8 protein-coding genes are annotated in these 14450 nt (G+C 63.8%); 5 read left to right on the top strand and 3 right to left on the bottom strand.

The window, feature by feature from the left end:
* Window positions 1–292 precede the first annotated feature (292 nt).
* On the top strand, window positions 293–1954 hold the full coding sequence (locus ACHAAC_RS01290) for a methyltransferase domain-containing protein (RefSeq protein WP_435714049.1): 1662 nt from the start codon (window positions 293–295) through the stop codon (window positions 1952–1954).
* 87 nt (window positions 1955–2041) lie between these two features.
* Here the strand turns inward: ACHAAC_RS01290 and ACHAAC_RS01285 are convergent, their stop codons facing one another.
* Both ACHAAC_RS01285 and ACHAAC_RS01280 read right to left on the bottom strand, forming a co-directional pair.
* Window positions 2042–4168, bottom strand: a complete 2127-nt coding sequence (locus ACHAAC_RS01285; protein ID WP_435714048.1) for a CDP-glycerol glycerophosphotransferase family protein — start codon at window positions 4166–4168, stop codon at window positions 2042–2044.
* Window positions 4169–4178: 10 nt separating this feature from the next.
* Window positions 4179–8255, bottom strand: a complete 4077-nt coding sequence (locus tag ACHAAC_RS01280; RefSeq protein ID WP_435714047.1) for a CDP-glycerol glycerophosphotransferase family protein — start codon at window positions 8253–8255, stop codon at window positions 4179–4181.
* Here ACHAAC_RS01280 and ACHAAC_RS01275 point away from each other — a divergent pair.
* The 4 genes from ACHAAC_RS01275 to ACHAAC_RS01260 all read left to right on the top strand — a co-directional run bounded on the left by ACHAAC_RS01275 (window position 8218) and on the right by ACHAAC_RS01260 (window position 13185).
* Window positions 8218–9840, top strand: a complete 1623-nt coding sequence (locus ACHAAC_RS01275; protein ID WP_435714046.1) for a TylF/MycF/NovP-related O-methyltransferase — start codon at window positions 8218–8220, stop codon at window positions 9838–9840. The two genes, ACHAAC_RS01280 and ACHAAC_RS01275, sit on opposite strands and share 38 nt — an antisense overlap.
* Window positions 9841–9999: 159 nt before the next feature.
* Window positions 10000–10860 (top strand): ABC transporter permease, encoded by an 861-nt coding sequence (locus ACHAAC_RS01270; RefSeq protein ID WP_435714045.1) that lies wholly within the window; start codon window positions 10000–10002, stop codon window positions 10858–10860.
* A 40-nt stretch (window positions 10861–10900) separates the two neighbouring features.
* Window positions 10901–11629, top strand: coding sequence for an ABC transporter ATP-binding protein (locus ACHAAC_RS01265; RefSeq protein ID WP_435714044.1), 729 nt, complete (start codon window positions 10901–10903; stop codon window positions 11627–11629).
* A gap of 83 nt (window positions 11630–11712) precedes the next feature.
* Window positions 11713–13185 (top strand): polysaccharide pyruvyl transferase family protein, encoded by a 1473-nt coding sequence (locus tag ACHAAC_RS01260; RefSeq protein ID WP_435714043.1) that lies wholly within the window; start codon window positions 11713–11715, stop codon window positions 13183–13185.
* A gap of 122 nt (window positions 13186–13307) precedes the next feature.
* Here the strand turns inward: ACHAAC_RS01260 and ACHAAC_RS01255 are convergent, their stop codons facing one another.
* The gene (locus ACHAAC_RS01255) at window positions 13308–14432 is read right to left on the bottom strand and encodes an acyltransferase family protein (protein ID WP_435714042.1); all 1125 of its coding nucleotides are present in this window, start codon (window positions 14430–14432) and stop codon (window positions 13308–13310) included.
* Window positions 14433–14450: the final 18 nt, after the last annotated feature.

Genomic DNA, 14450 nt, shown 5'->3' with positions numbered 1-14450 from the left:
GTGTTCAACTCATAGGCCAGCAGGATTCTGCGAGGGGCGGGCCCTGGCGAAGCGGCGGCACTGGTTACAGGGAATCCGCTCTGGGCTTCGTGAAGTCCCCGCTGTCTTTGCCGTCGATCGGGCCCCGGGCCGATCCACGATACTGTGTCGGCGCTTCTCGAGATCGTTCCACTTCCTGCACTCGTCGTCCTGGATCTGGGCCGGGCTTGGCATGATCGACGCAACGAAGACTGGGGTACGAATGGACAGCTCATCAGACGACCGGAAGGCTCCGGCGCGTCAGCCCCAAGCCATGGTCGAAGCCTTGACGGCTGAAAGTGCCACCGGCTGGGTCGCGGGCCGCGCGGAGGAGTTCCCGGTCCGTGTCGAGTTGTGCCTCAACGATCTCGTGGTCACGACGACTCGGGCGGACCATCCGTCCGACCTCAACTCGACCGGAAGTATCAAGGGTTTTCGGTTCGCGCTCAATGATCTCTGGTCCTATGTGAGTGCGTCTGACCAGGTGAGCTTCCGCGTCGATGGCGAACCGGTCCCGATCGCTGGCGAGGGAATCTTCGTGAGTGGAGACTCAGAGGCTGAGTTCACCGTTCAGGACTTGCAGGACAAGTTCGCCGAAGGCTTCGTCTTCGATCGGACTGGGCGGCTGAAGCTCTCCAAGAAGCTCGACACGCAATGGCAGTCCCAAGTCGTCGGGTTGTACGAGAGGGTTGCTGGAGTCGTGAAGACAGCTACCGGCTACGACATCTTCGTGTTCTACGGGAGCCTGCTCGGCCAGGTCCGCGAGAACGGCTTCATCGGGCACGACGATGATTTTGATGCTGCATACGTGTCGAAGCATGTGGATGGAGCGACCGTCGCCAAGGAGCTTCGGGACGTGGCCTTCGCACTCATTGATGCCGGCATGGACGTGGAGTGCCACTACTCAGCTCTCCACGTGCACGACTCCGCCGATCCAGACGTGCGAATCGATCTCTTCCATACCTACTTCGACCCGGACGACAACCTTGCGCTGCCGTGGGGACGCGCCAGCGAGAGCGAGTTTCGGCGCACTGACTGGCTCGGGATCGCTGAGGGAGAGATGGCCGGCCACAAGGTAGCGGTTCCGGTCAGTGCAGAGAAGCTCGTCGCCCACCTGTACGGAACCAACTGGCGCATTCCGCAAGCAGGGTTCGCCTGGAAGGAAGCGAGGACCACCCGGGACAGAAGCGGTATGACCACTCAGTCAGACCGTGAGTCCGTGTACTGGGCCAACTTCTACGCGCGCAACGAGTTCACGTCCGGGTCCACGTTCTTCGAGGCGATCGACGCTCGACGTGACATTCCGTCAACCGTCTTGGACATTGGTTCAGGAGATGGCCGTGACAGCTTCGCGTTTGCGAAGGCGGGACGGCTGGCGGTCGGAATCGATCGCTCCCTTGTCGGTGTCGAGCATGCGACCCGCAGAGCAGACCGCGCCGGCCTGGGCGACAGGTTGTCCTTCCGGGCCTGCGACGTCACGGACCTTGCGAGCCTTCAGGAGCTCATCGAGGGTGCGAGGGCCCAGGCGGGTGGTGGGGCGTTGTTGTTCTACATGCGCTTCTTCTTGCACTCGATTCCGAAGGACGCGCAGGAAGGTCTGATGGAGACGCTCGCCGCGTGCGCACGTCGGGGTGACTTCCTTGCTGCGGAGTTTCGGACGGAGGCCGACAAGGCGAAGAACAAGACCTACGGAGACCACTATCGACGCTTCCAGAACGGCCCGGAATTCGGTCGTCTGCTCGGTCAGCGTTACGGATTCGTGGTGCTCGAGCAGCAGGAAGGGACCGGATTATCGATCTACAAGGACGAGGACCCTGCGCTCTACCGCGTCGTGGCCCGCAAGGGCAACTCGCCGAGCACGGTCTGGCTCCGCGGGGGACGATTCATGCGGCGTCCACTGCACCACGCGAAGAAGCTTCTGTCGCGAGCGCGGTGACGCTCCATCCGCTACGACAAGACTCCCACCCGTCTACCGAGCGGCGTCGTCCTGCGCGCCATCACCATCTGAACAAGGATCCCCGCTCTAGGTGCGAGGCAACTGCAGGGTCCGTGAGAGATGCTGGCGGTACCAGGTATCAGATTGCTCGTAACTGGGCATAGTGCCGGGCACGGTCAGTTCTGGCAGGCGGCGGGTGATGTTGTCGATGGTGCGGCGGCAGTTGTCTTTGTCCTGGTGAGGAAAGACTGTGGCTGCGAGCTCTTCAGTCTGGGCACGCACCTGGGCCGGGTCAGTGGCGAACAAGCGCTCGATGTCGCCGAGGAGTTCGTGCTCGGTGTGCGACGTCGGGATGCGCTTGATGATCGGGTCGAACTCGGTGCTGGTGTACATGCCCGTCAGCCTCAGGTACCGATCGAGGTCAAACTGGAACAGCAACGCTGGCTTGTGACTCTGTAGGAAGTCCCAAAGGATGCTCGAGTAATCGGTGATGACCGCGTCCGAGCGTTGCACCACTTCTGCGAACTCGATCTTGTCCTGGTCCAACGGCGTGATTCGCGGGCCTGTGCCGTCGAGGAGCGAGATCAGGTCCTTGCTCTTGGGATGTGGAAGGAACTGTAGTTCGGCATCATGTTCCTGCAGCAGCGCGTCGAGCTTGGAAGAACGAAGGAATGAGACGATCGCCTGGGCATATTCCGTCTCACGGAGTTCTCTGGCATCAAAGCCCGCGAGCCATTCTCGCCACGTGGGCATGTAAAGCAGCCGCTTCGGTGGGTTCATGGTCTCTGCCGGACGTCTTGGCTCGAGACGATCCCACCTCGCGAGGCCAGCGACGTCGATTCGTTCTGCTGGCACTCCGTTCTTGACGAGGAGCCCCTTCTCCCAGTCTGCAGCGGCAGCGATCGCTTCGGGAAAAGTTGCTGACCGCGGATCGAACATCGGGCCCGGGCCCTTTTTCATCCCCGTGACGCCGTGCTGCAGGAAGTAGCTCTTGCGCAAGAATGCGTACTTGTCTGCGACTCCGGGCTGAGCATGGGTGTTCGCGATGTGGTACCGCATGTCGGATGAGACAAGGAAGGCGGCCGGGGAGACCAGTAGGCGCCAGTAGGCAAAGGAAAACTTGGGCACGACGCGGTCGAGACCTCTGACGCGGTCCCACTGGCCACCGTCGCGGTCCATGACGTAGTAGAAGTCGAAGCCGGGCGTGTCCTCTGTGTTCAGTAGATGCTGGAACAGGGCGAAGCCGTTGTCCTGAGCCGTTGCTGCATCCTTCTCGAAGATGAGCGCGGTGGCACGGCGTGGACGACCTACGGCGCGCCGAACGCGCGACTCTGTCCTAGCGGCGATGCCATAAAGTCTCTGCCGCAACGGCTCGTTGTCGTAGCGAGTTCTCGGTCTGACGACGAAGCTCACCAGACTGGACTTCGGAGAGTATGCAACGGTGAGAAGTCGGTTGCCCCGCAGACTCGATGTCGGTGGCCGGGGCGTCGTGCGCATTCTCTCGTACAGGGCCTCCGAGACGTGGTTCACCTTTAGATCGAGGACGTCATCCGACGATGGTTCACGAAGGCTTATGTAGAGGGCATAACGAAGGGGCGGCAGGTTGGCGTCGTACGGGACAGGAATGGATACCCTCCCGATGATCGAGCGCCCCCGTGCTTCGTGGGCGAACTCCGAGGCCTCGACCTCGACGACCTCATCATTCGAGTACAGCTTCAGGCGGCAGCGTTCGATTTCGAAGGTACCGCTCTCAGCCAGGTCGATCTCGAATGAGCAGTGCAGGGCGCCTCGATCCATGCTGATCGAGGTGAGTTGGTGGCGGTACTTGAATCGGCGTTCGCCCGAATCGACGTAGGAGGGGTTCCGGACGACGACTGCGAGAGATCCGCTGAGGTCGATGTAGATGTGAGGCAGCATCGGAGCCGCACCCACCGTTGACCGGTAGTACCGCGTCCAGACCGGCGTTTCGGCGTACCCAGGAACATCGAGGCTTTCCGCTTCTTCGTTCCCGGCCTGAACCGCGAGGAGGTCATAGCGTCCCAAGCTGTCCGGCAGCGCGGACTGCAACGCCGTGAAGTCGATATAGAGCTCACTGCCGGAGGTTGTGAACGGGATCCTGAAGAGTTCCGCACTGCTTCGGTCGCGTGCTCGAAGCTCTTGGACCGATGGGCCAACCTCTACGACCAAACCTTCGCCCCGGTGCCGGTGGCTCATGACACGCATCTCAGGTGACCTGGGCCCAGAAGGCGTCGACTGCGTCGCGTTGGTAGGACTCGGGATCGAAGGCCTCGGCCAGTGGCAGTTCAGAGTGCATGATCGTTCTCAACGCCTTCTCCAACCCCTCTACGTCGGGAGATACAAGCATGCCGAGAGCTCCATCTCGAAGCAATGCCGTGGGCCCCGGAATGGTTGTGGCCACGACCGGCGTGTTGAGGGTCATGGCCTCGAGCAGGACCAAGGGCTGGCCTTCGTGTAGCGATGGCAGGACGAGGGCGTCGGCGCGCTTCATCACCGAGTAAGGGTTCGTTCGTTGACCGGCGAACAGGACCTGGTCACTCAGACCGAGGTCGTTCACACGTCGTTGGAGCTCCGGCCTGCTCGGTCCGTCGCCCAGGAGGACCAGACGAGGCGCCGAGCCACCCTCCTGCAGCAGTCGGGCGAGTGCCTGGAACAGCGTGATGTGGTTCTTCTCGACCGACAGTCTGCCGACCAGGACGACGTGTGGGCCTGGTCGTTGTAGCCAATCATGCAGGTCCGCGTCGGGCTCCTGGTCGGCGAGCTGCCTGATCTGGGCGAGATTGATGGTGTTCGGAAGCACCGTGTGGAGCTCCTCGGGAACACCGTGGTCGTTGGCGAGCGCTTCCCGGTTGACGTCGCGGACCGACGAGATCACCGAGGGCAGGCTGTCGAACTGTGCAAGGATCCGCGCCACTGAGCGAAGGTGGGGGAACCGAGTCCTGACTTCTCTGGCGAACTCGTTGTGCAGGATTGACACGGTGCGCGTGGACGCGTCGAATCCGAGTGCCAGCAGTGCGGATTGGTAGAGCCCGTAACCATCGAAGTCGACGACGGCGGCGAAGTGCACGCGGCCGAGGTTGCGCAGACGCTCGCGGCGCACGCGAGATCGCAGGACATCGAGGAGCTCCTCGGTGAGCGGGTCGTCGGAGATCTGCAGCCGCTTCCATGCCAGGTTCTCGCGACGAGTCGCGGCCGCGGCATGCGAGGTCATGCTGAACCCGATCGCCTCGTGGAGCTCACGTGCGACGTCCCAGTTGTACCTGTTCTCGAGCGCGCCTCGGGGGATCGTCAGCTGGGTTGCCTCGGCAATCGCCGGATCTGCGGCAATCAGGTTGCGCAGGGATCGCGTCATGCCGTTGGGATTGAGGCTGCCCATCGAGATGAGGATCGCGGGCGAAGCATCGGGGGAGTCATCCGGGTCCTCATCCTCGTCGTCAAAGAGCAGAGCCATGGCCCGCTCGGTGGAGCGACCGTCCTCGTGCTGCCAGGCGCTCGCCACCGGACTCGACGACCAGTCTGTCGCGAGGTCTCCTCGAACTGCAGACGTCGTGGACGCATACAGCTCGGCTTCGTCCGTGGCCGTGACGCCGGGGATGTCGCTCACATCGAAGTAGAGGCCACGTTCGGTCGCGTACCTCTCCAGGTCGGTGAGGTACCTGATGATGGGTCGGTGCAGAGCAGCGAAGTCGAAGACGACGCTGGAGAAGTCCGACACCAGAACGTCCGAGATGGCCAGGACCTCGTTCGTGTCGATGTCCTCTGGGACGACGGTGACATTGGTCGGGAGGTCCTTGGGGTCCAGCCGCGCTCTCACGTAGTAGTGGACGCGAACCAGCACGTGCGCGTCCGTCACTCTCGCCATGGTCGAGATGGCGCGGAGGTACAGCTCGAACGAGGTGTCACCCGTGGCCAGCTTTCCGCGCCAGGTGGGGGCGTAGAAGACGACCTTCTGAGCATGTGGGACACCTAGCCGCCGACGCAGGTCCCGGCCTTCCTCGGCGCCCATGCCGATGGTGAGGTCCATCCGGGGCTGCCCGGTGATGGAGATGCGGGCTGTGACCAGCTTCTCGACGTCGTGCCGAGTGATGAGGACGTCTCGTGTGTGTGCATCCGGCAGTGCCAGGTGGGTCGCCTGGAGGAGGTTGCGTGCCACGTTGTCGTAGGCGAACGGGTCGTCCGCAATGTCGCGACCCATGGATTTCCAGGGAACGCCGTGCCAGGTGTTCAGGTACCGCTGCCCCTCCCGCGTGGCGAACGGGCGCGGGAACGTCGCATTGTTGACCAGCGTCCCGGCAGTCGCCAGATGCTGGCGGTAGCCGTATGAGTCGTGCTCGACGAACGAGACGAGCGGGTGGCCGAGGAGGCTGGCATGGATTGTCGCGTCCTTCGTGATCGCCCACACCTGGCGCAGGTCCGGGCGCTCCACCAGCAGCCGCTGGGAGATGGCCAAGGGGTTGCAGCCCGTCTTGGCACCGTTGAAGGACTCGAACAGGACGATGCCGTGATCAAGCGCGACCGACTCGCGGGCCTCGGTGTATCGCTCATGTGGTCCAAGCGGATGGTAGCTCCGCTCGGCCTCACTCGGATGGGCAACCTTGGCAGGCGAGCTGAGTGTGAAGTGACGCTCGGCGCGTTCGAGCTCGCCGATGTTTGCGAGAGCCAGTCCTGCGGCGTGGTGCAGCTTCTGCGCGTTGGTCTCCGATGAGCTCGCTGCAGCGAGCCGCTGCAGAAGCGGAGTGGCTTCGGTCCACGACTTGCTCGCGATCAGGGCTCGGGCGAGCTCGGAGTCCTCGCGGAACGATGGGGCGACCTCTGGTGTCAGACGTCGCAGATCTGACGGAATCTCTTGCCACGTCTGAACTGACTCCTCGTGCAGGCCCGCCGATGACAAGGCCCTGGCCAAGCGTTGCCTCACTGGGTAGGAGGAGTTCGGGTGCTGGGCCAGCATCAGCCGGTACTCATCCGCGGCCCGAGCAGGCTGGTCGTCAAGCTCTTGCGCGAGAGCGATGATGGCTGCGACGTCCTCCGACTCAGCGCCGAGGTCGCTGTCCTTGAGATCGACCACAGCCAAGGACGGCTGCTCAAGCCGGCAATGGGTCCGGCCGAGCAAGATCGCTCGTGCCATCTCGTTCTCCCGTCCCGACACCCGCAGCGAGCGCAGCTCACCGAGCGACTCGTGCAGTGCTTCCTGTCGGTAGTGCATCATCGCCGTGCGTAGCGCGGGTGGGACCTCTCCCAGGCCCGCCGCGCCTGTGCGGGCGCCGGTCTCGCCTGCACGGGAGTAGCAGTGCTGTGCATGGTCGCTGTCGCCGGCCTTCTGGTGGCAGACGCCACGCCGGTACCAGTACTCCCACGTCGGCTCGTCGGGCTCACCCCGCTCCAGGTGGAGGAGGGCCTCACCGAACTGGCCCGACCTGTGGAGCTCAGTGCCGATGAACTCGTTCCAGAGCCGCACCTCGGTCGGATCGTGGGTCAGCTCGATGACATATGCGGCTCCCTCGATTGCCGAAGCCGTGTTCCCCCGCCAACGCCGGTTGCGAGCCTGTTCCTTGTACAGCTCCACCCATCGGGGCTCCAACGTCATGGCATGGGCCAGTGCAATGTCTCCCAACCACAGCGTCTGGTTGTCGTAGAACGTCATCGCGCACGCCAGAGCCCACCCAGCGGAATCTTGGGCTCGTGTCTCCCAAACGGTCTCAGCGACCGCCAGCGCCTCGTGGCTGCGGTTGATCCGCCGCAGCTCCCGGACGCTGGGAACCATGGCTGCGTCATGCCGGGACATGGCTCTCAGGAGCCGGGACGCCAGCACGTCGACCAGGCGACGAAACCGGGGGGCTGTCGACCGTTCGGAGTCGATGAGCTTGCGCAACGCGATGACGTCGAGTCGCCAGTGTTGGGAGGAGTCAGCCGCGTATCCCAGATACTGCCGGGCTGCGGCTGCTGTGGGGCGAGTCAAGCGACTGTCCTTCCTTGGGGGCGAACCGAAGGCTGCGCAGGTCGAGCGCACCTCAGGAGTGTACGAACTGTTCGGGCGAAGGACGGCTTCATCGGGTGGTTCCAAGCGGCTCGTGGGGACGCGACCAATGCGAGGCGGCCGCTGCAGGCTGCGCGACGCGACGCGGATCCGAGCCGAATACGATCTGCGGAGGTTACCGTAGGGAGCCAGTGCTCGACCGTCCGGGCGGAGTCCTGGCGACGACCGAGCGCCACTGTCCGTTCGTACTGATCTTCCAGCGAGGAGCTTCATGCATCTGTCGGCCATGGCCAGCATGAAGCGCTGCATCGACACCTACCTGATCGACGATGTCGAGTATCAAGTTCTCGACTTCGGCTCGTTCATCAACACCGGCCAGAAGTTGAGCCATCGACAGCTGCTCGGGCACGTTCGGGCCGTCGTGACCGGGGTCGACATCCAAGCAGGACGCAACGTCGACCGCCAAATGATCGAGCCGTACACGATCCCGGTCGATGACGACTCGATGGATGTCGTGATCACTGGTCAGGTGTTCGAGCACATTCCCTTCCCCTTCGTGTCGATGATCGAGATCGCCCGGGTGCTGCGGCCCGGCGGCTTGTTGTTCTTCGCGGCTCCCTCCAGGGGACACCGACATTCCACCTACGACCTGTGGCGCTATTACCCCGACAGCCTTCGCGCGTTCGCGTCGTTTGCTGAGCTCGAGCTGCTGGAGGCCCACACCGCCTGGCCGCCGACCCAAGATCAACGATTCCTCTACGGCCAGATCGACGCCGACGAGTACTGGGGCGACACCGTGGGCGTCATGAGAAAGCCGACCTGGCGGCCGTCGCGTGCTCGCAAACGTCGCCATCGGGTGCTCCGTGACTGGGCCAACGAGCTCGGCGGGCTTGAGCGCGTACCCATCCCGGGACCGGGTCCGACACCGGATGAGCGAAGAGGTGACCGGGGCGCCGTACGTGAGCTCCTGGAGTCTCCGGAACTTCTCCCACCTGATGCCGGCAGTTCCCGCAACGAATCACTCGCGCCACCAACGAAGGAAGCTCGGATGTCTCTAGTGTCAGTGGCCTACCGGATCGCACCTCAGCCGGTGCGCCGCATTGCTCGACGCCTGAAGCGGGGCCGAAACTTTGATGAGCTGCGGGCTGCCCGCGATGAGCTGGAGACGGCGAAGAGGAAGCTGGCGCCGGCAAAGAAGAAGCCCGCCGGCCCGAAGTACCCGGATGATCTCGATCAGCGCTCGACGGAGATCATGACCGCGATCAAGCCCTACACGATGACGAGCATCGACAAGCAGCACGCACTCATCACGTCGGTCCGGCACATCGTGGACGCCGATATCGACGGAGCAATCGTCGAGTGTGGTGTCTGGCGCGGAGGATCCATGCACGCGGTCATCCACGTCCTGAAGGACTTGGGCGCTCTCGACCGAGAGCTGTACCTCTTCGACACCTTCGAAGGCATGACCGAGCCCACGGAGAAGGACTTGCGGGCCACCGATGGGCGGTCGGCCTCAGAGCTGCTCGAGAAGTACGACCGCACCTCCTGGGTCTGGGCGGTGGCGTCGCTCGAGGACGTGACCGAAGGGCTCGGCACGCTCGGGTACCCGGACGAGCGTGTCCATCTGGTGAAGGGACCGGTGGAAGAGACCATCCCTGCAGGCGCCCCGGAGCGCATCGCACTCCTTCGTCTGGACACCGATTGGTACGAGTCGACCAAGCACGAGCTGGAGCACCTGTACGACCGTCTGGCTCCAGGCGGAGTCCTCATCATCGATGACTACGGGTCGTGGGCAGGCTCCAAGGAGGCCACGGACGATTTCCTCGCAGCGCTCCCGGTGAAACCACTGATGTTGCGTGCTGGTCGCGCTCGAGTCGGGGTCAAGCCCGCCTGATCACCTTCGCACCGAGACTTCCCGTCTGAGGCCGCCCAGCGAGGTTCCGAAAAGTTCATCCCGGTGCGGCTCCCTGCACCGGGGGGCGGGTTGAGGCTCGCGATATGATTCGGAAGGCGGGTTGGCCGCCGATCCCGCACTGAAGGAACCCTCCGTCACGTGACCACCACCGATCTCAGCGAGTTCCACACCCCAGGGCGTGGCCGCGGAATCTTCGACGTCTTCATCTGGCGGTACCTGCTGGGACTGCTGGTGCGCAAGGGGACGCAGACTCGCTACCGCAACTCCGCGCTCGGCTGGACGTGGTCCTACGTCAAGCCCGCTGCCCAGTTCAGCGTCTACTACCTGGTGATGGGCATCTTCCTGCAGTTCCATCGCGACATCGAGAACTTCGCGGTGTACCTGTTCGCGGGCATCGTGGTGGTCAACTTCTTCAACGAGGCTTTCGGCAACGCCACCCGGGCGATCACCGACAACCGAGCCCTCGTCAAGAAGATCTACCTGCCGCGCGAGCTCTTCCCGATCGCGGCCGTCATCGGCGCGTTCATCCACTTCCTGCCCCAGGGCGCCATCCTGCTGGTGGTCTGCATCCTGCTGGGCTGGACGCCGACCGTCACGGGCATTGCCGCCATCTGTGCCGCCGTCGCGATCGTGGGTCTCTTCTCGCTCGGCCTCGGGTTGTTCTTCGGCGCGCTCAACGTGGTCTACCGCGATGCGCAGAACTTCGTGGAGATCATCCAGGTCTTCTCCACCTGGTCCGTGCCGGTGCTCTACACGTACCAGATGGTGCAGTCCCAGACACCTGGCTGGTTCTACAACATCTACATGGCCAACCCGCTGGCCGTCGCGGTCGAGCTGCTGCACGAGGCCATGTGGCGTCCCACCGCTGGCAACCCCTTCCCAGCGCCCGACGGACTCATGCAGAACGGCATCATCGCGCTCGTGGCCTGCGCCGTCTCGCTGGTGGCCGGCCAGTGGGTCTTCCGCAAGCTCGAGCGACGCTTCGCCCAGGAGCTGTGACGACATGACGACGACGGACGCGAAACCAGAGGCGAGTGACGTGACTGCCAAGCCCAGCATCATCGTCGAGGACGTCACGAAGGACTTCCTCCTGCGCCGATCCCACTCCTTCAAGGAGGCGTTCATCGGCTGGACGAAGGGAAAGGACGTCTCCTCGGAGACGTTCCAGGCCGTCGATGGCATGTCCTTCACGATCGGCGAGGGCGAGTCGGTGGCCCTCATGGGCATGAACGGCTCCGGCAAGTCGACGATGCTCAAGATGCTCTCCGGCGTGCTCGAGCCCGACGCCGGCCAAGTACTCGTACGGGGACGGCTGGCGGGTCTTATCGAGGTGGGAGCCGGCTTCCACCCCGAGCTCTCCGGGCGCGAGAACGTCTTCCTGAACGCAGCCATCCTCGGGATGAAGAAGCACGAGATCGAGGCACGGTTCGATGAGATCGTCGCCTTCAGCGAGATCGAGAAGTTCATCGACCAAGAGGTCAAGCACTACTCCTCAGGCATGTTCATGCGACTCGCGTTCTCCGTCGCGATCCACACCGAGCAGGACATTCTCCTCGTCGACGAGATCCTCTCCGTGGGAGATGCGCCGTTCCGCAAGAAGTGCCGCGAGCGCATCCGGCAGCTGGAGGAGGCGGGCACCACGATGGTGATCGTCAGTCACGACCAGTCGATGCTGCGTGAGCTGTGCGACCGCGGCATCGTCATCCAGAAGGGAAAGCAGATCTTCGACGGTCCCATCGAGGAGGCCATCGAGGTGCTCAACCGCTGACTTGGTTTCGTGCGGACGCGGCCGCCGCCCGCCACTAGATAGAGTGCTCACGCACCGTCATCCATGGCACCAGGAGGGCCCACGTGACCCGCAGGATACTCGTGCGATCGGGCAAGGAGCCGTGGGTCAGCATCTCCCCGGAGGCGACGTTAGAAGCGAACGTCCTCGGTGGCAACTGTGGCAATCTGCTCTTTAGCACGGGCGTCTTTGCATCGTTGTCGGTCGAGGGCGCGGATCTTCGCTCGGACTACTTCCAGATCGACAGGGTCGACGGGGCCGACCGTATCGCGGGCGGCATCAACGATGAGTTCGACCACGTGGTGATCCCATTCGCCAACGCCTTGCGGCCCTCTTTCGTACGCAGCCTCGAGCGATGGTCGGCGGTTGTCGAGCGCCTCTCTGTTCCGGTGACCGTCGTCGGCATGGGGGCCCAGATGGCGATGGACCGCGATGCAGTCCGATCGGACGAGAGGGTCGACCGCGCGGCCAGTCGTTTCCTCACTGCTGTGCTGGAGCGAGGGGCGAGTGTCGGGGTCAGAGGCGAGCGGACCGCCGAGTACCTCGCGACTCTTGGGTTCGGTGATGACGTGATCGACGTCATCGGGTGCCCGTCTCTGTACCGGCCCGATATTCCTGTGCGGATGCGAAAGCAGGTTGATGCTTTGACGCGTGAGAGCCGAGTGGCTCTTACGCTGCGGCCGGAGTTGCGGGATGACCCATTGCTTGCCGCTCGCCTGGGGGAGTGGGTCGATGCCAACCTCGCCGAGCGTGAAGCGACGGAGTACGTCCCCCAGGACAACCAGGATCTGCGCCATCTCTTGTGGGCATCGGGACTCTCGCGCGACAGCAGGCGAGATCTACCCCTACACCCAGACCATCCCCTGATGACCTCGGAACAGACCAAGTTCTTCGTCGATGAGCTGACGTGGCGTACGTATCTGTCGGACGTCGACATGGTTGTCGGCAACCGCATCCACGGCGCTGTCGCTGGGGTCCTCGCCGGCGTACCGAGCATGACGCTTCCATTCGACTCCCGCGTCTCCGAGCTGTCCGAGTTTCACAGGCTCCCGCTCCGGCCCCTGCGGTCCATCACCAAGGAGGACACGCCGGCCTCTCTCTACGCTGAGATCGACGTCGAAGCGTTCAACAGTCACCACGGCGTCAACGAGGCTGGGTATCGTGCATTTTTGGAGCGCAACGGTCTGGAACATGCCTTCGGCGTTGACAACCCGACCGGAGGCTTCACCGAACGGATGGCGTCCTTCACGCCCGCGCCGGCCGTCGTGCCGGTCGCTGCCGGCTGTGACTCACCGGGGTTGCTGGATCGTCTGGAGTATCTGCGCCGGCTGGCCGCCGGCCCTGCGAAGGAAACCGTCGCCCGCCGCTATCCCTCCTGGGTGAAGGCGGCGCCTGCGCTGGTCGCCACAGATACGCAGCAGCGCCTCAGCGATCTGGAAGGCCGAACAGGCAGTCAGTTTAGGGACGACCGTCGCCGCGTCTATTCCGCATTCCGGCGTCTGGTCGTGCCCGTCGTGAAGCGGGTTCGTCGTTCCTGACAAGGCAGGCGCTACCTAGGCGGACAGCGGCAGAACCAAAGCTCGGGTGCAGCATCGTCGGCCCGACTGACCCCGGCCGGTGTCGCTGACTTCGGTGCTCAGCATCCCGTTGGCGCCTCGTGTCAGGCTGAGTCGCCGCGGGGTCGTTCCCCCGCCGAGCCAGTGGCCTCACGAGAGAAGGACCGTTGCAGGGCTCCCGCCAACCGGGGTCGTACCGGGCGTTCCACCCATCTCTCCACGGCAAAGGCGATCGCCAGCGTGAAGGCGATGGCACCGCCGAGCACGACCCACTTGTCGAACCGCTGACCGAAGACGGAGAGGAACCACCAGCCCCACGCCTCGTGGAACAGGTAGAGCGGATACGTCAATGCTCCAGCTGTGGTCAGCCACGCAGGACCGAGATGGGCCACGGGCGTCACCGTTGCGATGGCAACGGCGGCGAACATGGCGAGGATGATGACGACGCCGACCGTGGCGGACACGTCCTGCTCTGTGTTCTCGGCGATGGATCCGAGGACCCAGCGCTCGGCCGTCTGGTGTGCGGCGATGCAGGCGTTGAAACCAACCAGGAGCCATCGGACGGTCGAGTGCCCGTGCAGGTGGATGAGGCACAGCGCCATGCCGCCGCAGAAGAGTGAAGCGTAGGTGGGGCTGAGAATGGCCGTGAGGAAGCTGGCGTCGGCGGACTGGGCCACAGCGGCCAGCAGCGGCCAGAGAAAGATGAAGGCCGTGACGCGGGCCTCCGTGAGCCCGGCCACCAGCAGCCCGCCGATCAGCACGTAGAACAGCAGCTCCACCCACAACGTCCAGTACACGCCGTCGACGTGCGGCACGTTGAGTGCTTCTTGCGTCATCGTCAGGTTCGCGAGCACCATGTCGACGGAGATGTCCTTGAAGGTGCCTGGCGCGATGAAGACGTACAGGAACGCTGCGGACAGCACCGCCACCCAGTACGCAGGGTAGAGCCGCGAGACCCTGGAGGTGACGAACTGTGGGAGCGTGCGGCCGTTCGCGGAGAGGAGGATGACGAACCCACTGATGATGAAGAAGAGCTGTACACCGGTGGCGCCGTAGGCCGTGAACCTGGAGATGAACTGGAACTGCTCCTTCGTCTCGACACCCCAGTGCGAGTGATTGAAGGCGGTGTAGTGGTAGAGCAGCACCATCATTGCCGCGACGAGTCGCAGGCTGTCCAGCACGCGGAATCGCGGTCGAGGAGAGACCGACGAGGCCGGCTGTGCTGTCATCGGGTCGTCCCTTTCGGA

This window comes from Aeromicrobium sp. CF4.19 (assembly GCF_051262555.1).
GTDB lineage: Bacteria > Actinomycetota > Actinomycetes > Propionibacteriales > Nocardioidaceae > Aeromicrobium.
This window is presented reverse-complemented; position numbering and strand designations above follow the sequence as displayed.

Coding starts and splice junctions, on each gene's coding strand:
- ACHAAC_RS01255 (WP_435714042.1), bottom strand. CDS start 14,432: ATGACAGCACAGCCGGCCTCGTCGGTCTCTCCTCGACCGCGATTCCGC.
- ACHAAC_RS01280 (WP_435714047.1), bottom strand. CDS start 8,255: ATGCAGCGCTTCATGCTGGCCATGGCCGACAGATGCATGAAGCTCCTC.
- ACHAAC_RS01275 (WP_435714046.1), top strand. CDS start 8,218: ATGCATCTGTCGGCCATGGCCAGCATGAAGCGCTGCATCGACACCTAC.
- ACHAAC_RS01285 (WP_435714048.1), bottom strand. CDS start 4,168: ATGAGCCACCGGCACCGGGGCGAAGGTTTGGTCGTAGAGGTTGGCCCA.
- ACHAAC_RS01290 (WP_435714049.1), top strand. CDS start 293: ATGGTCGAAGCCTTGACGGCTGAAAGTGCCACCGGCTGGGTCGCGGGC.